The sequence below is a fragment of the Paractinoplanes maris genome (assembly GCF_023544465.1).
GTDB lineage: Bacteria > Actinomycetota > Actinomycetes > Mycobacteriales > Micromonosporaceae > Actinoplanes > Actinoplanes maris.
The window spans coordinates 306,523-325,225 of record NZ_JALPVL010000010.1; the positions used below are offsets into that span (position 1 = coordinate 306,523).

Genomic DNA, 18,703 nt, shown 5'->3' on the forward strand with positions numbered 1-18,703 from the left:
TCGACGTCAGCGCGGGAGCCACTGCTGCCAGGTCGGGCGGTTGGCGTCGAGCCAGCGCCGGGCGGCCTGGTCGGGTGGGAGCTTGGCGGTGGTCAGGTCGCGGGCGACCGCGTTCTGGTCCTCGTTGGTCCAGGTGAAGCGTTTGATGAGCTCGGCCGCGGGGCTTCCCGACTCGGCGAACGCCTTGCGGGCGACCTTCTCCAGGTCGTACGGCTGGTAGTCGCAGGCCACCTTCTGCGGGTCGGCGTCGCACCCGGGGGTGTAGCGGGGCAGCGTCACGTGGGCCAGGGGGATCTCGGAGAGCAGCCACTGCGGGGCGTAGAAGTAGCCGATCAGGGGGGTCTTGTCGCGCTCGGCCCGGCGGAAGGCGGATATCAGGGCCTCCTCGCTGCCCGCGTGGACCAGCCGGTAGTCCAGCTTCAGGTTGCGGATCAGGGCGGCGTCGTTCGTGACGAAGGACGGGTCGCCGGCCAGGAACTGGCCCTTGCGGCCCGTGGCGGCGGTGCGGAACAGCGGCGCGTACTTGTTGAGGTTCTGCCAGTCGGTGATGCCGGGGTGCTCCTGGGCCAGCCACGGGGGAACGTACCAGCCGATCACGCCGCGGTTGCCGGTCAGGCCCTGTTCCACGGCTACGCGCTTGTCGTCGATGTAGCGCTTCTTGAGGTCGTCGTGGCCCCAGTTCTCGAGGATCACGTCGAGTTCGCCGCGGGCCAGACCCTCCCACGACTCCTCCTCGGTGAGGTCGCGGGTGATCACGGTGCAGCCCAGCTCCTGCCGGAGCAGGTAGCTGACCACGGCCACGTTCGCGGCGTAGCCGACCCACGGGTTGACCGCGATGCGCACGGTGCCGCAGGTGGACGCGCGGGGCACGCCGGGTGCGGGGGAGAGGGCGGCCGGCGTCGCACCGCAGCCGCCCAGCAGCAGGGCCACCACGACCGTACGGAGGAAGGTCTTCACCAGGCCGACCCCGCGTGCGCCTTGGCCAGCCGTTGGGTCAGCACTTCCTCGGTCAGGGCCATCAGCACCCCTTTCACCGACTCACGGCGGCGGGCGTCGCACTCGATCACCGGTACCCGCGGGTCGATGCCGAGGGCGTCGCGCACCTCGCCGAGGTCGAAGCGGCGCGCCTGGTCGAACGCGTTGACGCCGACGAGGAACGGGATGTCGTGGTCCTCGAAGTAGTCGACCGCCGCGAAGCAGTCCTCCAGCCGCCGGGTGTCGAGCAGGACGATCGCGCCCAGCGCCCCGTCGACCAGGTCGTCCCAGAGGAACGCGAACCGGTCCTGCCCGGGCGTGCCGAACAGGTACAGCAGCAACGCGTCGTCGAGGGTGATCCGGCCGAAGTCCAGCGCCACGGTGGTGGTCGTCTTTCCCCGTACGCTCGAGGTGTCGTCCACCCCCACCGAGCGCTCGGTCAGCTCGGCCTCGGTGACCAGCGGCTCGATCTCGCTGATCGCCCCCACAAAGGTGGTCTTCCCGACGCCGAACCCGCCACTGATGACGATCTTGACGGCGACCGGGGTGAGCACCGCCCCGTCAGAGTGCGCTGACACGGTCCCGGATCCTCTCGATCAAGGCGAGCGGCAGCTCGCCGAGCTGGTCCTCGATGCGCAGGTGACCCTCGGCCACCAGGTCGGCGGCGAGCACCCGCACCACGCCGAGCGGCTGCCGCAGCGCCACCGCCACATCGGCCACGGCCTGCGGGGTCTGGCAGAGCTCGACGATCCGCCGTGCCTCGAAGCGCAGCGGGGCCGAGAGCGCGGCCGGCATCGCGTGCAGCAACGTCTCCACCCGCAGCCCGTCGTGCAGCGGCCGGGTCCGTCCGCCGGTGACCATGAACGGCCGCAGGAACATCTCGTCGGACGGCGGCGGATCCGGGTCCGGTGCCAGGGTGGGCGGAGCCGGCGTGGTGGTCGGCGCGGGCGGGATCATCCGCGGGTCCGGAGCCCAGCTCATGACCGCAGGTGCTGCCGCGAGTCGGCGATCAGGGCCGGGGTCAGCAGCGCCCCGAACCGCTCGGCCAGGCGCGAGATCTCATAGCCGACCAGGCCGATGTCGCACTCGGAGCCGGCCACCACGCCCAGGCAGCTGCCGCCACTGATCACCGACACCAGCAGGAACCCACGCCGCATCTCGATCATGATGAGCTTGAGCGCCTCGAAGTCGTAGCGCCGGGACGCGCTGCGGGCCACGCTGGCCAGGCTGGACACGATCGCGGCGAGGTGGTCGGCGTCGCCGCGTTCCAGCCCGTCTGACGCGGCGATGAGGAGCCCGTCCGACGAGACGGCCACGGCATCGCGTACGCCGTCGGTGTGCTGCACGAAGTTGCCGAGCAGCCAGTTGAACTGGTGCCGGTCGGGGGTGGCCTGCACGCTCATCGCTGGGGTTCCTTCGGCTGGGTGCCCCGCGCGACCCCGCTGCGGAAGGCCGTCAGCCGCGATCGGACGTCGTCCGGTGCCGCCCGCAGGTGTTCGGGCGCGGTCTCGGCGGCGACGGGGTGCAGGCGGGTCACGCGGGGTGAGCGCGGGGGCCTTCGGGGCAAACCGTTCGGCGTACGGCCGGGGTCCTCGGAGGCCGGGGCGGAGCGCTGCTGAGGCAGGGCGGGCGCCGGCTGGTATTCCACTGTGGCCGGACGCAGCCGTCCGTGGGTGGTGGTGGCCGAGGTGTCGACCGGCGCCGGCGCGGGTTCGGCGACGGGCAGCGCGGGTTCGCCGGCGATCAGCGCGCCCGGCAGCACGACCCGGGCCGTCACGCCGGTCACCGGCGAGGGGGTGAGCACCACCTCGGCGCCGAGCTCGCGGGCCAGCTGCCCGACCACGTAGTGCCCGAGGTAGCGGGCCGGCGCGGTCAGGAAGTCGCCCTCGCCGCGCAGCCGCCGGTTCGCCTCGTCGACGTCGGCGCCGGTCATCCCGATGCCCTGGTCGACCACGGCGATCAGATAGCTGCCGGCGACCAGCCGGCCCTGGATCTCGACATCGGCCTCGGGCGGGGAGAAAGCCAGCCCGTTCTCGACCAGCTCGGCCAGCAGGTGCGCAACCGCGACCGCGGCCGACCCGGCCAGCCGCACCTCGTCGATCCGGCGCAGGGTCACCCGCCGGTACTCCTCCACCTCGGCCACCGCGGCCCGCACCACGTCCTGCACCGGCACCGGGTCGGCCCACGGCCGCGGGCCGGTCGCGCCGACCAGCACGAGCAGGCTCTCGGCGTTGCGGCGCATGCGGGTGGCCAGGTGGTCGAGCTCGAACAGGTCGGCCAGCCGGCCCGGGTCGGCCTCCTCGCGTTCGAGCCGGGTGATCAGGCTGAGCTGGCGGCGCAGCAGGTTCTGGTGGCGGCGGCCCAGGTCGGCCAGGCTGTCGGTGGTGGAGCGCCGCAGTTGCGCCTGTCCGGTGGCCAGCGCGTACGCGGTCCGCTGAACCCGGTCGAGCGCCCCCGCGACGGCGTGGACCTCGCTGGTGGCGCCCGGCGGGGCGGCGAAATCGGGTGGCGCGGCGTCCTCGCCGGTGGTGGCCCGGCGTACGGAATCGGGCAGTTGATCTGTGGCCAGCCGGTTGGCGCGGGCCGCGAGGTCGGCGAGCGGGCGGGCGATCGAGCGTGACGCCGAGACGGCGAGCCAGATCGACCCGGCCACGCACAGCAGCACGATCACGCCGAGCCCGATCATCCGGCGGGTCGCCTGGTCGCGCAGCGTGGCCGCGCGGGCCCGGATCACCGAGCCGACGTGCTGTTCGAGTTGCAGCAGGTCGTCCAGGACGGTGGTGTGGGCCGACCACCAAGACTGCGGGTTGACCTGCAGGGCGCGGCCGTCGCCGGAGGCCAGGGCGAGATCCTCGAAGTAGCGGGCGACCCGGCCCGGCCCGGTGTCGAAGACGTAGCCGGCCGAGGCGCGCTGCGCGGGCGTGGCGTAGCGCGAGAAGGTCGCCAGCGCCGCGTCCTTGGCCGAGCGCATGGTCACGAACTGCAGGAACTCGCCGGTCCGGAACCCACCGGCCGAGAAGACGCCGTTGAGGAACGCGCGCTCCTGGGCGATGGCCTCCTTGGCCTCGCCGAGCGCCCGCAACACGGTCGCGCCGCGCCGCAGCTCGGCATCGTCCGCACTGTCCAGACCGGTGTCGAGACGGCTCAGATCGGTGATCCGCGAGGTGTAGAACGTGAAAGCCGCGGACCGGCCGATGGTGGCCACGTCGGTGCCGGTGCGCACCCCGTCCAGGGCGTCCAGCGGCCGGGTCACCCCGGGTTCGAGCTGCCGGCGGCGCTCGTCGACCTGGGCCCGGGCCGGCTCCAGCTCGGCCCGGAAACCGGCGTTGCCGCCGAGCAGACCCGCGGTCAGGCCGCGCTCGGTCTGCAACTCCTGCACGAGATCCTGTACGGCGAGAGCCTGGGTGACCGCCGCGGCCGACTCGGTCGCCCGGCGGTACCCCCGCTGCTCGATCGCCACCACCACGGCGAGCAGGACCAGGACGGCGACCACCGGCAGCGCGAGAGTTCGCGCCACGCGACGGCGAATGGTGGCCACGAGAACTCACCCCTGTCGATTGCACGCTCCGCACTCGTACGGCGTCGGAACGCTATCGACAGCGGTGAGCGATAGTCCACGCTCAAATGGCAAGACAACCCGAAAGAGGCGGGTGTACGTTGCGCCGATGCCGTCCACCTACCCGCCGCTCAACCTGGCGGTCCGCACGCCGCGCCTGACGCTCGCCGCCGCCACGGACGATCTGCTCGAACGTCTCGTTCCGCACGTGCGGGCCGGGGTGGTGACCGGCGACGGCCCGGCGCCGTTCGACGATCCGATGTCGCTCTACGCCGACAGCCCGGAGCGGGAGTGGAGCTGGCTGCGCCGCATCTGGTCCGGCCGGTCCAAGGTCGACGCCTCGTTCTGGCGGTTGTACTTCGTGGTCTGCGACGACGGCGAGCCGGTCGGCATGCAGGACCTGATCGGCACCGACTTCGCCGCGCTGGGCACTGTGCACTCGTTCTCGTGGCTGGCGCCCGGCGTGCGCGGCCGCGGGCTGGGCCGGGAGGCCCGGGCGGCGATCCTGCACCTGGCCTTCGAGGGCTTCGCCGCGCGCGAGGCGACCAGCGACGCCTTCGTCGACAACCACGCGTCCAACCGGGTGTCCGAGGCCCTCGGCTACGCCCCCAACGGCGCCGACTGGGCCACCCGCCGCGGCGAGCCCGGCGAGCTCAAGCGCTGGCGCCTGACCCGGGACGCCTGGACGGCCCGCCGCCGCACCGACATCGAGCTGTCCGGCGTCGCGGAGTGCAAGCCGGTGCTGGGTCTGTGAATCCGGGCACTGGCTCCGGTGTGACGGGGGCTGGTTGACTGCGGGCATGCCCTTCGAGCGCTACGGCGTGCTGGCCGGGGTGCTGCACCGCAGCTTCCGCGACCGGCCCGACAACCAGGGCCGGTGGTTCCACGTCAACCTCGAGGTGGACGCGCCGGCCGGCCGCTACCGGTGCGCGGTGGACGTGGACAGCAAGAAGTCGGACACCGGCGTGCAGTGGAAGACCTTCGTCCTGGAGCCGTCCGCCCTGGGCCCGGCCGCCGGTCGGCCGCCGGGCTACCACGAGCTGGCCCGGCTGCCCGGCTCGGGCGCGCTGGACTACCTGCGCCACCCGTCGCTCGCCGACAATCCCGGCTGCCTGTTTCCGCCGGAACCGCTGCGACGCCTCCTCGGACTCCGGACCGTGCGCCGCCCCTGGACGACCGGCTCCAACCTCGACGCCGCCACGGCCCTCGAGCCCATGCTCCAGCCCGGCCGCCGCGTCCTCGTCTTCGGCGAGCCCTTCGACCAGGGTCTGGGCCTGCACAACATCCATCAGAACCAGGGCGACCCGGACGGCTCCCCGTGGTGGCCCGAGAACGGCATCTGGCAGGACGGTGCCACCGCCACCGAACGCCCCGACGGCAAACTGGACGTCTTCATCTCCAAGTTCTCCACCCAGCACGACCCCACCGACGACAACGGCCACCCGATCTCCTGAGGGCGCCGGTCGACGACACGCTGCTCAGAGGAGGTCGAGATCGAATCGGGCGCCGGGCATCGATTCATATTCCGGCAGGGTGACGCTGATGCGACCCGATCGCAGAAAGCTGTCCACCTCGAAATCGGTCAGCTTCTCGCCGTTCGCCGCCCGCCAGGGAAACATGCCGGCCGGCTTCTTGACGTACCAACGGTCGAGCGTCTCGTCATGGGCGGTCGTCCCGTCGGGCAGGTCGACGGATTTCACGGTCGTGGTCACAGCATCGGCTCCTCGATAGCGAACTGGGGCGCCCGGCCCGCGCTGGAATGCACCTGGCACCCCTCCGCCGGCATACGCCCCTGGGCCACGACGATAACGACCACAAAAGCACCTTTATCACTTACCGCCCGGACGTCACCCCCTCGGCGGAACGGCTGGTTGCCCGGGTGAGCCTGGGAAACCGTGTTCAACGAGCGGGGGAACAAGGTCCGGCCCGGTGATGCTGCACCTGTGGTGATCAAGTCTGAGCGGGTGTCGCTGCTCGATCGGTCGCGTACGCGGGCCGGTGAAGCGGAATCGGCGGCGCTCACCGGCACGGTCGCGCGCGCCGGGCGGGCGGAACGGCTGGGGTACGACCGGTTCTGGGTGGCCGAGCATCACGGCGTTCCCGGCATCGCCGGCGCGGCCCCGGCGGTGCTGCTGGCGGCCGTGGCCGGCGCGACGGCGACCATCCGGATCGGGTCGGCCGGGGTGATGCTGCCGCACCACCAGCCGCTGGTGGTGGCCGAGCAGTTCGCCACGCTGTCGGCCTTCGCGCCCGGCCGGGTGGATCTGGGGCTGGGTCGCTCGCCCGGCTTCACCGCGCCCGTGCGCCGGGCTCTGCGGCAGTCCGACCATGACTTCGCCGCCGACCTGGGGGAGCTTCGCCGGTTCCTCGACGGGACGGCGGAAGTCGGCCTGCACCCGTGGCCGGACGGCCCGGTGCCGTTGTATGTGCTGGCCACCGGCAGTGGGCTCGCGCTCGCGGCCGAGCTCGGGCTGCCGGTGATCGTGGGCGGCCCCCTCCTCGGCGTCGGCGGCGACCCGGCCCCCGGGCTGGAAGCGCTGGCCGGCTACCGGCGCGCCTTCCGGCCGTCGCGGCAGCAACCCGAGCCGTGGGTGGCGGTCAGCCTCGACGTGCTGGTCGCCGACACCGCCGCCGAGGCCGCCGACCTGTTGCTCCCCGAGGCGTGGGCGATGGCCCGGAGCCGTACGACCGGGGTCTTCCCGCCCTTGGAGCCGGTGGCCGACGTCCGGGCCGCCACCCGGACCTCGCGCCAGCAGCAGTATCTCGAGCAGACCGCCGCGGCCGCCGTCGCCGGCACCCCCGCCCAGGTCGAGCGCCGGCTGGCCGAGCTGCTCGACCGCACCGGAGCCGCCGAGCTGGTCGCCGCGGGCAGCACCTTCGACCGGGCCGCCCTGGCCGCCTCGGACGCGGCGCTGGCCGCATTGTTCGGCCGGGCCGCGGACCAGTGACCGCAGCGGCTACTGTGCGGCCATGCCCGAGCCCGTGGACCTTTCGACTCCGGCCTCGCGCCGCGAAGCACTCCGCGCGGTCGACGTCGAGGACCCCGGCCCCGCCCACGCGATGCTCCGCGAGATCTTCGACCGCGAACGGTCCTGGCGCGAGGGGCCCGACCACGGCGAGAACGACGAGTTCGAGCAGATCTATCTGGCCGCCTTCCTGCTGTTCCTGATCGGCGACCCGGCCGACGCACCGCGCCTGTACGCGGCGAAGTTCCGGACCGGCGACATGGACCTGGGCGTCTGCTTCGACGCCCAGGCCATCTTCGGCGCCGGCCGGGGTGAAACGCTCGAGTGGCTCCTCGCGAACGGCTACACCGACGAGCACTCCCATCTGCGCGAGTGGTTGTCGGACTCCGAGGATCCGCCGATCGAGGACTGGGCCCGGCGCAAACGCGCCTACTTCTACTCACCGGGCGGCGTCCTGGAGCTGGACGAGCTCGAGCCCTGACCACCAGTCATACCCGGACCTACCGGCTGAGCCATGGCTTTGACGGCCAGTGGCATGACGCTTCGCGCCGGCTGGACTGCTCAGCCTGCCTCGGGGAGGCCCGGGGTCAGCGCCGCTTGGACGATGTGGACGGCCTCGGTGGGGTCGATGCCGAGGGCGGCGATGACGGCGGCGTACTCGGCGGCGGCGCGACGGGCCCGTTCGCGTCCCAGCTCGCCGGCGGCGGACACGAAGGAGCCGGCCGAGCCCCGGGTTTCGATCAGCCCCGCCTCCTCCAGTTCGCGGTAGGCCCGGCCGACCGTGTTGACCGCCAGGCCGAGGTCCGCGGCCAGGCGGCGGATCGTCGGCAGCCGGGTCCCCACGGCCAGCGTGCGTTCCTGGATCTGCGCGGCGAGCTGGGCGCGGAGTTGCTCGAACGGTGGGACGGGCGAGGCCGAGTCGATGACGATCATGCGGCTCACCGGGCGCTGGATCCGCGCTGGGCAGCCAGAGCTCTCCGCCCGTCCCAGACCGTGATCAGCCCGAGCGCGATGACACTCAGAACGATGAAGACGAGCCAGCCCGTGTTCCACCGATCGAGCCCGGTGTCGAACACCGACACGACCGGCAGTGACCACACGACGGTCGGCAGGGCTACCTCGCGGGCGTCCTCGACGCGCATGAGGAAGTCGGCCCTCAGTGAGCCCTCGTCGTCGGCCACCACCGGGTGGGTGAGCACGTGGCGGAGTTGGACGGCCGTACCGGCCGCGACCCCGCACAGCCCGATCAGCAGGATGACCGCCGCGTACCGGGCGGCGCCCTCTCGGACGGTCAGAGCCGCGATCGCCAGCACAGCCGCACCCGCGTACGTCATCGCCAGCAACGCGGCCCGCGGCACGCCCAGCACGGTTCGCCAGCCGGGCCGGACGGAGTAGGTCGCCCGTCGCGGCAACTCCGCGCCGGCCTGCTGATCGACCCGCCGCACCCACCGGTCGAGCAGCGACAGGCCCAGCACCAACCCGGCCACGAGCGCTGTCAGCACCACCAGCGCCCAGCGCCGCTGCGTCCCGAACCCGTCATCCGCGGGACGGATCGGCAAGGCGGAGACGTAGACCAGGGCAGTCGCGCAGAGGAACACGGCCGGCAGGATCGCGGCGGCGACCCGCGCCCGTCGCCGGACCGCCAGGCGCGCCGCCAGCATCGGTAGCGGCGTGACGTCGGCCAGTCCGCGTGCGGCCAGCCACAATCGGGCTATCTCGAGTTCCGTCGGACGCACCCTCGGCATGGCAGCCTCCCCGACTTGTCGCGAGTGTTGTCTCACCATGTTGCGACAAGACTTGCGACAAGGCAAGGGTGGCCCGGCCCCGGCGGCGCCGTAGTCTGCTGGCATGTCGGATCTTCTGGGGCAGGTTCACGCGGCCGCGGGGCCCTATCTCGCGTCGCTGGCGGCGCGGCCGGTGCAGGACCGCGATGCGCTGTCGCTGCTGGCCGAGCTGGGTGGGCCGTTGCCGGAGTCCGGCAGTGCGCCGGGCGAGGTGATCGAGCGGCTGCTGCGGGTGGGCACGGCCGCGGGGACAGCGTCCTCGGGGCCGCGGTTCTTCCACTTCGTCACCGGGGGAGTGACGCCGGCGGCGCTGGCCGCGGACTGGACGGCGGCGCTGCTCGATCAGAACGCGTTCTCGAAGGTCTCGTCGCCGTTCGCGCACGAGGTGGAGACGGTGGCGCTGCGGTGGCTGCGGGAGTTGTTCGGGCTGCCCTCGTCGTGGGGTGGGGCGCTGGTGGCCAGCGCGACGTTCGCCAACTTCACCTCGCTGGGGTGCGCCACGCAGTGGTGGGGGTTCCAGAACGGGGTCGACACGGCCGAGGACGGGCTGGCCGAGCTGCCGCGGATGCCGGTGCTGTCGTCGGGCTACGTGCATGCGAGCGCCCGCAAGGCCCTGCAGATGCTGGGGCACGGGCGCAACTCGGTGACGGTGTGCGCGCGTGACGGGGCCGGGCGGGTGGACCTCGGGCTGATGCGGCGGCATCTCCAGTCGCTCAAGGGGGCGCCGGCGGTCATCATCGCCAACGCGGGGGAGGTGAACGCGGGCGACTTCGATCCGGTGGCCGAGCTGGCCGACCTGGCGTCGGAGTTCGGTTGCTGGCTCCACGTGGACGGTGCGTTCGGGCTTTTCGCGGCGCTTTCCCCGCGTACGGAAAGGCTTGTGCACGGGATCGACCGGGCCGACTCGATCGCGGCCGACGCCCACAAGTGGCTCAATGTGCCCTACGAGAGCGGTTTCGCCCTGGTCCGGGATCAGGCGCGGCTGGGGGCAGCGTTCGGGATGCCGGGAGCGGCCTACCTGCCCGGGCCGGGCGACCCGGGCAGCGGCTACGCGCTCTACGGGCCGGAGTCGTCGCGCCGGGCGCGCTCGCTGCCGATCTGGGCGACCCTGGCCGCGTACGGGAAACAAGGGCACCGCGAGATGGTCGAGCGCCACCTCGACCTGGCCCAGCACCTCGCGGCCCGGGTCGACGCGGCGCCCGGATTGGAGCGCCTGGCCGACGTGCCGCTCTGCATCGTCTGCTTCCGGGCGAACCCGCCCGGCGTCGCCGACCTCGACGACTTCAACCGCCGGCTGGGCGCGGCGCTGCTGGCCGACGGTCGCGTCTATGCCGGCACCACCGTCTACGACGGGAAGGTGGCGCTGCGCCCGGCGATCGTCAACTGGCGCACCACCGAGGCCGACATCGACCTGTTCGCCGACGTCGTGCTGGAGCTTGCCCACGAGTTGTCCCAGGAGGTCGGGACACGCGCATCGTGACCGGTGGGACGGCCGGTTCCTAGCGTGGCCCTCGACATCATCGACCTGGAGGGCTTCTCATGGGACGCATGACCCGCTCGACCGCGCTGCGGATCGCGGCCGCACTGTCGGTGCTGGTGGCGATCATCGGCATCGTGCTGTTCGACCTGCCCAACCTGGTGCTCGGCGCGCGCGACAGCGAGGCACCGTTCGGGCTCGTGCTGGGCAGTTTCACCTCCGACGTGCTGGCGCTGGTGGCCGCGTACGGGGCCTGGCGCCTGCAGAAGTGGGGCGCGGTGCTGCTGATCGCGGTGAACGCGTTCTGGATCGTGCAGGCGGTGACCTCGCTGCTGTTCGACCGGACCAGCGCCGAGTTGCTGTTCGCGTCGGTCATGCTCGTGCACCACGTCGTGGTCATCTCGTTCTGCCTGTGGCGCGAGCGGGTCGTCAGTGCGGTCTGACGGGGCCGGCCGCCGCCTCTATCAGGTGCTCCTGCCGTTCCTGCTGCTCTGGTACGCCCTCGTGGTGGCCGGGCTGGTGGCCGTGGTGGCCACGTTCCCGGACCGGCCGATCGGGTCGCTCGACGAGATCCCGTGGTGGTCGCACGCCATCGCGTTCGCCGTCGTGGCCCTCACCTGGGCGCCGGTGTCGGCCCACCTCGACCGCGGGGTGCATCAGCTCGCGTTCGGGCAGCGGGACAACGCGTACGAGGTGGCCGGTCACGTGTCGCGGCAGCTGCTCCCGTCGGTGGCGGCGGCACTGGCCTCGACGATGGCCCTGCCGTACGTCCAGATCGAGTCGGACGGGCGGGTCGTCACCTCGTACGGGTCGGTCCCGGACGGCGCGACGATGGTGGAGATCCGCTGATGTATCAGGAGCTGCGGCTGGGGACGCTGCGGGTGAGCTCGCGCCGCCGGCGGGACCGGCTGTCGGCGGCGGACCTGCGGCTGCTCGAGGACCTGGGCCGGCAGGTGGCGATGACGCTGCACGCGGCGTCCTCGCGCGAGAGGCTGGTGGCCGCGCGCGAGGAGGAGCGGCTGCGGATCCGCCGCGACCTGCACGACGGGCTGGGGCCGACGCTGGCCTCGTTGGGGCTGCGGCTGGGCGTGCTGCAGCGGATCCTGCGGGACGACCCGGCGGCGGCGGCCGAGCTGGCCGGGGAGCTGCGGACCGACGTACGCCAGGCCACGGCCGACATCCGGCGCCTGGTCTACGAGTTGCGGCCGCCGATGCTCGACGAGCTGGGCCTCGTGGAGGCGTTGCGCGGGCTGCGGTCGGGCGACGGGCTTTCCCGTACGGTGTCCGCGCCCGAGCCGATGCCCGAGCTGCCGGCCGCGGTGGAGGTCGCGGTGTACCGCATCGCGGCCGAGGCGTTGCACAACGCGGCCCGGCACGCTGACGGCTCGAAGTGCGCGGTCGAGCTGACCGTGACGGCGGGCGACGTGACCCTGACCGTCACCGACGACGGGCGAGGGCTGCCGCCCGGTTATCTGGCCGGCGTGGGCCATCGGTCGATGCGTGAGCGCGCCGGCGAGCTGGGTGGCACGCTGACCGTCGGCGAGGCGCCCGGCGGCGGGACGCGGATCGCCGCCACTTTCGCGTTGGGGAGTCATGACTGAGCCGATCACGGTGCTGCTGGCCGACGACCATCCCCTGTTCCGCAAAGGTCTGCGGGCGCTGCTGTCCACGATGACCGGGGTGACGGTGGTCGGCGAGGCCGTCGACGGCCGGGCTGCGGTGGAGCTGGCCTCGGCGCTGAGACCGCAACTGGTGCTGATGGACCTGCACATGCCGGGCGGGGACGGGCTGACGGCGATCCGGCGGCTGGCCGGGGCCGAGCATCCCCCGCACATCCTGGTGGTGACGATGTTCGAGGACGACGACTCGGTCTTCGCGGCGCTGCGGGCGGGTGCCCGCGGCTACGTCCTCAAGGACACCGACGACGAGGAGATGACCCGGGCCATCCTGGCCGTCGGCCACGGCGAGGCGATCTTCAGCGCGGCCATCGCCTCGCGGATCGTGGCCTTCTTCGCCGGGCGGCCGCCCGCCGACCCGTTCCCGGCGCTGACGGCCAGCGAGCGCAACGTCCTGCAGCTGATGTCCCGCGGCCTGCCGAACGACGTCATCGCGGGCGAGTTGCGGTTGAGCGCGAAGACCGTCCGGAACTACGTGAGCAACGTCTTCGGCAAGCTCCACGTGGGCAGCCGGGCCGAGGCGATCGCCCGCGCCCGCGACGCCGGGATCTAACCGAGCCGGCCGCGGGCGACCAGGGCCCAGCACAGGCAGCCGAAGGCGGCGGTGGTGGCCAGCGTGCGGACGAGGTTCCAGGCGGTCCAGCGGGCCTCGTCGAAGGCGGCGCGGACGGCGGCCGGGTCGGCCAGGCCGGCGGGGTCGCCGGCGGCCTTGAGCGCGTCGTTGAGCGGCACGTTGACGGCGATGGTGACGCCGAAGACGACGACGTAGAGGACGAGCGCGGCCAGCACCCAGGGCAGGATGGCCCGGCCCGGGTTGAGGAACGCCGACACGGCCGTGAAGAGCAGCGCGCCGACGAAGCTGAGCAGGAACCAGGGATTCAGGATGGCCCGGTCCAGGGCCTGGAAGGCGCCGATGAACGTCCGGTCGCCGGTGCCACCCAGGCCGACCATCACGGTGTGCTGGTAGAGCCCGAAGACGCCCGCCATCAGGCCGGTGGTCATGGTCGCCGCGATCAGCGCGGTCACCCTCAAAGCGAACATGCTCCCAGTCAACCGGGGGCGGGAGCGGGCCTCCATCGTCGAGCGTCCACGCCTCATGCGTGAGAGTCGCAACCGGACGACTGTCAGTCCTCGGCACGCGGATGGCCGCTGCCCGCCCGCCTGGCGCGGCGGGCGACGACCACCGTCCAGGCGACGTCGATGAGGATGATGAACGTCCAGACGCGACCGGCGCCGTACAGGAAGGACGTGCCGCCCTCGCGGGTGCCGTTCCAGGCGCCGGCGCTGCCACGGGCCAGGTCGAGCAGCCACGACTCCGCGAGGACGAGCAGCACGATCTGAGCCGCGGTGTAGAGGGCGGCGTGCTCGCCCAGCTTGCGATAGGGCGACCGGCCCGATCCCGGCGTCGGCGCCGAATCAGGCCCCGGTGGCCGGCTTGCGTCCGGCGCCGAATCAGGCCCCGGTGGCCGGCTTGCTTCGGGCGCGGCAGCGGGGCCGGGGGCCGATGAGGGCGCGGGGTCGGCGGTCGGTGCGGGTCCGGCCGGGAAGTCCGGCACGCCCACGGCTCGGAGGGACCATGGCACGAGCACGGCGCCGGAAAGGATGACGGTCGCGGACAAGAGGCAGGCCAGGGCCCACGGGGCGGCGTCGTAGAGGAAGCCGGCGGACAGCGAGCCGATCAGGCCGCCGAGCAGCACGGCGGCCTCGTAGGCGCCCATGCCCCGGCCGACCTGCGCGCCCGACGCCTCGGCGATCACCGCTTGCTGGATCGGGATGACGGCGGCCCAAGCCACACCGCTCAGGATCCACAGCGCGGCGATCACCCACGGGTCGGGAGCCCAGGCGAGCCCGGCCGCGAACAGAGCCGACGACACCGACGCGACGGCCAGCACCCGCGTCCGGCCGTGGCGCAGTACGAAGCGGTGCAACCACGTCGGCAGCAGCGCCATCGCTATGGCGCCGGGCAGGAAGACGTACGCGATCTCGACGATCTCCAGCTCGAACCGCCGCTGCAGGTGCAGCAGGAGCAGCAGCGCCACCGCGGCCTCGGCGGTCATGGTGAGGACTACGGCGAGCAGCATCGGCCGCAGCCGCCGCAGGGTGCTGCCGGGCCGGGGTGGCGCCGGTGGGACCGCCCGGACCGGAGCACTCAGGAGCGCACCGGCCGCGATCAGGCAGGCCAGGGCACAGCCGGCGAAGACAGCGCGATAGCCCGCCGCGCCGAGCACCGTGAAACCGGCCAGGAAGGCGATCCACGCCCCGTTCTCCTCGGCCGCGGTCAGCTTGGGAAAGACCGCACTGTCCTCGGCCAGCCGCTCGCCGGCCATGGCGCGTACGGAAACCCAGAGCAACGCCCCGCCGATGCCGCCCACCGCCGCCGCACCGAAGGCGACCGCCAGATCCGCCGCGAAGGCATAGCCGAGACAGGAGACCGCAGAGAGCAGAGCCCCGATGGCCGCGACCCGCCGCCGGTCCCGGACGTCGGCCAGCCACCCGGCCACCGGCCGCGCCGCCACCGAGACGGCCAGCTCGACCGCCACCAGCACCCCGACCTGTGTCGCGCTCGCGCCCAGGGCCGCCCCGGCCCACAACGGCAGCAGGAAGTCGAGCAGTTCGCGCGGTCCGTTGGCCAGCGCCGCCGACAGCAGCGTGCGCCGTTCCCGTTCCTCGGCTCCCCGTGACACGTCCACGACTCTAGGAGCCGGACGCACGTATCAACTGGCATGGACTGGTTGCGCTCGGTAGCCAGACTGGGAGGTGCCCGGCCTGACTTCTCGAAGACGGTGAACCTGGGCATCACGGTCGGCCGGGAGGACGCCTTGGCAGGTTCAGCGGTGGTTCAGACGATCACGCTCGTGGCGGCGTTCGCGGCCTTGGGTCTCAGTCTCTGGCAGGGCAGCGCCGTCGCCCGTCAGAGCCGGGAAGCGACGAGGCAGAGTGCGGATGTCGCGACGACCGAGTTCCGGCCGATCTGGGCGACCGCGCGGGTGCTTTACACGCCGGACTTCGCCGAGATGGTCGACCGCGAGCTGGCGCACCTGCCGACCGTCGACGTCCGCCCGCTGACCGCGCCCTGATCAGTGCCTCTTGGCGGCGATCTTGGCCCGGACCCGGGCGACGCGGATGGCCTCCTTCAACGTCTGGACGTCGTAGGCGCCGTAGTGACGGCGGCCGTTGATGAAGAACGTCGGTGTGCCGGAGACGCCGCTCAGGTCGGCCGACTCCAGGTCGGCGGTGATGCGCTCCTTGCAGGTCGGCTGCATCAGGTCGTCGTGGAACCGGTCCTGGTCGATGCCGAGCTCGCCCGCGTACGTCAGCAGGTCGGCGATGCGCAGGTGGTCCTGCTGGGTGAACATGCGGTCGTGCATCTCCCAGAACTTGCCCTGCAGGCCGGCCGCCTCGGCGGCCTGCGCCGCCAGCTGAGCCTGCGGGTGCACGTCGGTCAGCGGCAGATGGCGCCAGACGTACCGCAGGTCGTCGTCGGTCAGCAGCTCGCGTACCACGGGCTCGGCCCGGCCGCAGTAGGGGCACTGGAAGTCGCCGTACTCCACCACGGTGACCGACGCCTCGGCCGGGCCGCGCACGTGGTCACGCTCCGGGTCGACGTCGGGGATCAGGTCGATCAGCTCCTCGACGTCGCCCAGCAGCGCGACCGCCTTGCGCGGCTTCGGCAGCCGGCTGGTCACGAAGAAGACGGTCCACGTGATCAGGGACGCGGCCGGGATGGCCAGCAGCAGGCCCAGCTTGGCCTCGGAGAGCTCCGGCTCCTCGAAGGCCAGGTTGGCGATCAGGAAGGACACGGTGAAGCCCATGCCGGCGATGGTCCCGGTGCCCAGCACCGACGCCCAGCCGGCCGCCGGGCGGATGCGGCCCCCGCTCAGCCACGTGACCAGGGCCGAGACCCCGGTGATGGCGACCGGCTTACCGACGACGTAGGCCAGGAAGACACCGACCGTGACCGGCGACATCAGCGCCTCGCCCAGGAAGCCCCCGTCGATCGCGATGCCCGCGTTGGCCAGGCCGAAAAGCGGCACGATCAGATAGCTCGACACCCCCGACCAGGTGCGGGTCAGGCGGTCGTTGGGCGACAGCGACCGCAGCAGGCCCATCCGGGCGAACCGGGCGAGCTCGGGGGTCGGCTGCTCGCGGAACGAGCGGAACAGGTCGCTGGCCTGCTCGAGGTCGCCGCGGCCGGGCGTGTACGCCGCGGCGGCCAGCCCGATCGCCAGGCCCGACACCACCGGGTCGATCCCGCTCTCCAGCGTCGCCCCCCAGACGACCAGGCAGACCGGCAGATAGATGAACCCGCTGCGGACCCCGGCCCGCACCATCACCAGCGTGAGCAGGAAGGCTCCGATCGCGATGATCAGCGGCATGACCCGGATGTCGTCGGAGTACGCCACCGCGATCACGATCAGCGCGACCACGTCGTCGACCACCGACACGGTGACCAGGAACAGCCGGGCCTGCACCGGGATGTTGCGACCGACCAGCGCGAGCAGGCCCAGGGCCAGCGCCGTGTCGGTCGACATCGCCGCGCCCCAGCCCGCCGCGCCCGGGCCGCCCTGGTTGACCAGCAGGAAGATGCTGATCGGCAACGCCATGCCGACGATGCCGGCCAGGGCGGGCAGCACGAACCGCCGCCGGTCGCGCAGGTCGCCGAGGTCGAACTCGCGCCGCGCCTCCAGACCGACCACCAGGAAGAACAGCGTCATGAGGCCGCTGTTGACCCATTCCCGCAAGTCGAGCTCGATGCCCTGGCCGCCGAAATGGATGCTCAGCTCGGTGTGCCAGAACGACTCGTAGCTGCCGTCGGCCGTGTTGGCCCAGATCAGCGCGGCGATGATGGTCGTCACCAGCACCGCGGCACTGCCCGCCTCGGTGCTCAGGAAGTCGCGTAACGGCGTCGCGACGCGGCGCGACCATCGGGTGGTCGTGCCGGCTTCGGCGCTGAGCTCGGGGGCGTCACTCACGGAACACACCCAAGCATGCCGTAGGCCGCCTTGCCACAGACTGTGACCAGCGCCTATTCAAGCCCTGGGACGGATGACCTCCGCCCCGGGATGTCGTCTGGATAAGATCTCAGATCGGGGCCGTGGTTCAGGAGGCGGGTTGACCAGCAACGAGGATCTTTCGTCGCAGCTGTCCGAAGCCCTCGCCGAGCTCGACGGCCTGCGCAGCCTGCACTCGGACGCGCTGGCGCAACTCGACGGGCTGCGGACCCTGCACGAGGTCAGCAAGGCGGTGCACGCCAGCCTCGACCTGACCGCGACGATGGACGCGGTGGTGCACGGGGTCACCCGGGCCTCCGGGTTCGAGGTCGCGGTGGTCAACGTGCTCCAGCCCGGCGGCGACTTCGCGGTCGTGTCGGTCGAGGGCACCGAGGAGATCCGCGGTTCGCTGCTGGGCACCACGACGACCACGGCGAACTGGGACGAGTTGTTCGCCAAGGCCGAGCTGTGGGGCGCGCTGTATTTCGTCGACCACAACAACGACATGCCCGACGCGATGATCACCTGGACGTCGGACACGTTGCCGGTGCCCGGCGACCCGGGCGGCTGGCACCCCGAGGACATGTTGTTCGCCCCGCTCACCTCGCCGATGGGGGAGCTGGTCGGGATACTGAGCGTCGACCTGCCCCGCGACGGACGCCGGCCGGGCCCGGTGCAGCGCGAGATGCTCGAGCTGTTCGCCCAGCACGCGTCGATGGCCGTGCACCACGCCAAGCTGCATCACGAGCTCGCCGAGAGCCGCGCCCGCCTGCACCACGCGGCGACCCACGACCCGTTGACCGGGCTGGCCAACCGGACGCTGCTGCGCGCGTTCACCGACGAGCTGGCCGGGCGCTCCGAGGGTGAGGTCGGCGTGATGGTGATCGACCTCGACGACTTCAAGTCGGTCAACGACGTGGGCGGCCACGACGCCGGCGACGAGGTGTTGCGCACCGTGGCCGGCCGGATGGCGGCGCTGGTGCGGCCGACCGACCTGCTGGCCCGCACGGGGGGCGACGAGTTCGTGATCGTGGCGACCGGCGAGGGCGTCGACGGGATGCTGCGCGACACCGCCGAGCGGATCCACCTCGCGCTGGCCGATCCGGTCCAGACCCGCAGCGGTCCGTGCAAGGTCGGTGCGAGCATCGGTCACGCGTACGGCGAATGCTGCACCGATTTCGCCCAGCTGGCCTCGGCGGCCGACGCCGACATGTACCGGACGAAGCAGCGCCACCGGGCCAAGCGCCCCTGGGTGGCCTAGCTCCGGCATGATCACCC

The 18,703-nt window shown here is 72.4% G+C and carries 22 protein-coding genes; 11 read left to right on the forward strand and 11 right to left on the reverse strand.

Translation table 11 applies throughout. The annotated features are described in order from the left end of the window. Positions 1–6 precede the first annotated feature (6 nt). From NAG42_RS28920 to NAG42_RS28940, 5 genes are read right to left on the reverse strand one after another with little or no spacing between them, the layout of a single operon-like run. A complete protein-coding gene (locus NAG42_RS28920) occupies positions 7–957 on the reverse strand; it encodes an ABC transporter substrate-binding protein (RefSeq protein ID WP_250034969.1) in 951 nt (316 codons plus the stop codon). Beyond that, a complete protein-coding gene (locus tag NAG42_RS28925; protein ID WP_250034970.1) occupies positions 954–1,553 on the reverse strand; it encodes a GTP-binding protein in 600 nt (199 codons plus the stop codon). The genes NAG42_RS28920 and NAG42_RS28925 overlap by 4 nt, the downstream gene beginning before the upstream one ends. After that, positions 1,537–1,956 carry a DUF742 domain-containing protein gene (locus NAG42_RS28930; RefSeq protein WP_250034971.1) on the reverse strand — a complete coding sequence of 140 codons (420 nt, stop codon included), beginning with the start codon at positions 1,954–1,956 and terminating at the stop codon, positions 1,537–1,539. The genes NAG42_RS28925 and NAG42_RS28930 overlap by 17 nt, the downstream gene beginning before the upstream one ends. Further along, complete coding sequence (locus NAG42_RS28935) at positions 1,953–2,378, reverse strand: roadblock/LC7 domain-containing protein (protein ID WP_250034972.1); 426 nt, start codon at positions 2,376–2,378, stop codon at positions 1,953–1,955. Before NAG42_RS28935 ends, NAG42_RS28930 begins: the two co-directional genes overlap by 4 nt. Then, complete coding sequence (locus NAG42_RS28940) at positions 2,375–4,492, reverse strand: sensor histidine kinase (protein WP_250034973.1); 2,118 nt, start codon at positions 4,490–4,492, stop codon at positions 2,375–2,377. The genes NAG42_RS28935 and NAG42_RS28940 overlap by 4 nt, the downstream gene beginning before the upstream one ends. 148 nt (positions 4,493–4,640) lie before the next feature. On the opposite strand from NAG42_RS28940, the gene NAG42_RS28945 reads away from it, so the two are divergent. Beyond that, the gene (locus tag NAG42_RS28945) at positions 4,641–5,285 is read left to right on the forward strand and encodes a GNAT family N-acetyltransferase (RefSeq protein ID WP_250034974.1); all 645 of its coding nucleotides are present in this window, start codon (positions 4,641–4,643) and stop codon (positions 5,283–5,285) included. Positions 5,286–5,331: 46 nt separating this feature from the next. Further along, on the forward strand, positions 5,332–5,985 hold the full coding sequence (locus NAG42_RS28950) for a DUF2278 family protein (protein WP_250034975.1): 654 nt from the start codon (positions 5,332–5,334) through the stop codon (positions 5,983–5,985). Between the two features lie 24 nt (positions 5,986–6,009). On the opposite strand, the gene NAG42_RS28955 is transcribed toward NAG42_RS28950, so the two are convergent. Further along, positions 6,010–6,243, reverse strand: coding sequence for a hypothetical protein (locus NAG42_RS28955; RefSeq protein ID WP_250034976.1), 234 nt, complete (start codon positions 6,241–6,243; stop codon positions 6,010–6,012). 231 nt (positions 6,244–6,474) lie between these two features. On the opposite strand from NAG42_RS28955, the gene NAG42_RS28960 reads away from it, so the two are divergent. Beyond that, positions 6,475–7,479, forward strand: coding sequence for an MsnO8 family LLM class oxidoreductase (locus tag NAG42_RS28960; RefSeq protein ID WP_250034977.1), 1,005 nt, complete (start codon positions 6,475–6,477; stop codon positions 7,477–7,479). 22 nt (positions 7,480–7,501) lie between these two features. Next, positions 7,502–7,978 carry a hypothetical protein gene (locus tag NAG42_RS28965; protein ID WP_250034978.1) on the forward strand — a complete coding sequence of 159 codons (477 nt, stop codon included), beginning with the start codon at positions 7,502–7,504 and terminating at the stop codon, positions 7,976–7,978. An 80-nt stretch (positions 7,979–8,058) separates the two neighbouring features. Here NAG42_RS28965 and NAG42_RS28970 read toward each other — a convergent pair whose 3' ends face one another. Both NAG42_RS28970 and NAG42_RS28975 read right to left on the reverse strand, forming a co-directional pair. Beyond that, positions 8,059–8,430, reverse strand: coding sequence for a GntR family transcriptional regulator (locus tag NAG42_RS28970; protein ID WP_250034979.1), 372 nt, complete (start codon positions 8,428–8,430; stop codon positions 8,059–8,061). 5 nt (positions 8,431–8,435) lie between these two features. Further along, the gene (locus NAG42_RS28975; RefSeq protein ID WP_250034980.1) at positions 8,436–9,242 is read right to left on the reverse strand and encodes a hypothetical protein; all 807 of its coding nucleotides are present in this window, start codon (positions 9,240–9,242) and stop codon (positions 8,436–8,438) included. Positions 9,243–9,345: 103 nt separating this feature from the next. On the opposite strand from NAG42_RS28975, the gene NAG42_RS28980 reads away from it, so the two are divergent. The 5 genes from NAG42_RS28980 (at position 9,346) to NAG42_RS29000 (ending at position 12,987) form a co-directional block, all read left to right on the forward strand. After that, complete coding sequence (locus NAG42_RS28980) at positions 9,346–10,761, forward strand: pyridoxal phosphate-dependent decarboxylase family protein (protein WP_250034981.1); 1,416 nt, start codon at positions 9,346–9,348, stop codon at positions 10,759–10,761. A 68-nt stretch (positions 10,762–10,829) separates the two neighbouring features. After that, entirely contained in the window at positions 10,830–11,201 is a 372-nt protein-coding gene (locus NAG42_RS28985; RefSeq protein WP_250034982.1) for a hypothetical protein, read from the forward strand. After that, a complete protein-coding gene (locus NAG42_RS28990; RefSeq protein WP_250034984.1) occupies positions 11,191–11,607 on the forward strand; it encodes a hypothetical protein in 417 nt (138 codons plus the stop codon). The genes NAG42_RS28985 and NAG42_RS28990 overlap by 11 nt, the downstream gene beginning before the upstream one ends. Then, entirely contained in the window at positions 11,607–12,359 is a 753-nt protein-coding gene (locus NAG42_RS28995; RefSeq protein ID WP_250034987.1) for a sensor histidine kinase, read from the forward strand. The genes NAG42_RS28990 and NAG42_RS28995 overlap by 1 nt, the downstream gene beginning before the upstream one ends. Continuing rightward, positions 12,352–12,987 (forward strand): response regulator, encoded by a 636-nt coding sequence (locus NAG42_RS29000; protein WP_250034989.1) that lies wholly within the window; start codon positions 12,352–12,354, stop codon positions 12,985–12,987. Before NAG42_RS28995 ends, NAG42_RS29000 begins: the two co-directional genes overlap by 8 nt. On the opposite strand, the gene NAG42_RS29005 is transcribed toward NAG42_RS29000, so the two are convergent. Together NAG42_RS29005 and NAG42_RS29010 are read right to left on the reverse strand one after the other, a co-directional pair. Continuing rightward, a complete protein-coding gene (locus tag NAG42_RS29005) occupies positions 12,984–13,475 on the reverse strand; it encodes an anthrone oxygenase family protein (protein ID WP_250034991.1) in 492 nt (163 codons plus the stop codon). The genes NAG42_RS29000 and NAG42_RS29005 overlap by 4 nt on opposite strands. Before the next feature lie 83 nt (positions 13,476–13,558). Further along, on the reverse strand, positions 13,559–15,118 hold the full coding sequence (locus NAG42_RS29010) for an MFS transporter (RefSeq protein WP_250034993.1): 1,560 nt from the start codon (positions 15,116–15,118) through the stop codon (positions 13,559–13,561). Between the two features lie 150 nt (positions 15,119–15,268). Here NAG42_RS29010 and NAG42_RS29015 point away from each other — a divergent pair, with 150 nt between their 5' ends. After that, positions 15,269–15,511, forward strand: a complete 243-nt coding sequence (locus tag NAG42_RS29015; protein ID WP_250034996.1) for a hypothetical protein — start codon at positions 15,269–15,271, stop codon at positions 15,509–15,511. On the opposite strand, the gene NAG42_RS29020 is transcribed toward NAG42_RS29015, so the two are convergent. Continuing rightward, positions 15,512–17,407 carry a Na+/H+ antiporter NhaA gene (locus tag NAG42_RS29020; protein WP_250034998.1) on the reverse strand — a complete coding sequence of 632 codons (1,896 nt, stop codon included), beginning with the start codon at positions 17,405–17,407 and terminating at the stop codon, positions 15,512–15,514. Between the two features lie 139 nt (positions 17,408–17,546). Here NAG42_RS29020 and NAG42_RS29025 point away from each other — a divergent pair, with 139 nt between their 5' ends. Further along, complete coding sequence (locus NAG42_RS29025; protein ID WP_250035000.1) at positions 17,547–18,686, forward strand: sensor domain-containing diguanylate cyclase; 1,140 nt, start codon at positions 17,547–17,549, stop codon at positions 18,684–18,686. Positions 18,687–18,703: the final 17 nt, after the last annotated feature.